This window comes from Winogradskyella litoriviva (genome assembly GCF_013249065.1).
GTDB classification, from domain to species: Bacteria; Bacteroidota; Bacteroidia; order Flavobacteriales; family Flavobacteriaceae; genus Winogradskyella; species Winogradskyella litoriviva.
In genome coordinates, this window is sequence record NZ_JABRWQ010000032.1 from 1 (window position 1) to 700 (window position 700).

A 700-nucleotide genomic window follows, 5' to 3' on the forward strand; every position below is an offset into this window, starting at 1 on the left:
ACACGTTGTGGTTAATTTGAGAACAAACTATGGGGACACATATTGACTGTATAATTCCGAAAGAAAAAGAATATTCAGTTGAGGAAATAAAACAAAAACTGAAAAGTGCTTATGACAGACTGAAATCTGAATTTTTGCATTTAGAGGAATACGGAACATTCACAAAAAAAGTAAATGAGAATTGGTGGATTAGCTATATTCCTTCCGAAAATGGAAATCCTGAATACATTACTGGAGAAGGAGATAGTTTTAATATTGATATTTTTAAAAAAGTCATACACATTGGTTGTATAGAAAGATTCTCAAGTTTATACTTAAACGAAAAAAATGTATCAGCTGAATTGTTTAAAATAATAACTGAATTAAGTAAAGAATTTAGAACATCAGATGAAATATTAATTGGAGCTGGTGGATTTGGAGAAACTGACCTCATAATGGATATGGCTTTTAATGAAAATGGGGATTTTGAACAACTTTGCGGAAAAATGACCGAATTGAATGGAATTCCTGCAAGTGATTTGACTGAATTAAAAAACAGGTCTTGGTATCTGAAAAAATAAAAAACTAACCACAACACCGTGTATAATTAATTGCTGTATTCTTCTCTACTTGCGAATATTCCTGCGGAATATTCACGGGTTCGTAAAAGTTTACTAAATTAGTTGCTTAACCGCGCAACTAACCATACACAACAACGTTG

1 protein-coding gene is annotated in these 700 nt (G+C 31.6%); it reads left to right on the plus strand.

From position 1 onward, the window contains the following. Nucleotides 1-29: 29 nt before the first annotated feature. On the plus strand, nt 30-560 hold the full coding sequence (locus HNV10_RS17100; protein WP_173302683.1) for a hypothetical protein: 531 nt from the start codon (nt 30-32) through the stop codon (nt 558-560). Nucleotides 561-700: the final 140 nt, after the last annotated feature.

Bases quoted from the DNA above. Each gene is read 5' to 3' on its own strand.
- HNV10_RS17100 (WP_173302683.1), top strand. From the start codon at position 30: ATGGGGACACATATTGACTGTATAATTCCGAAAGAAAAAGAATATTCA.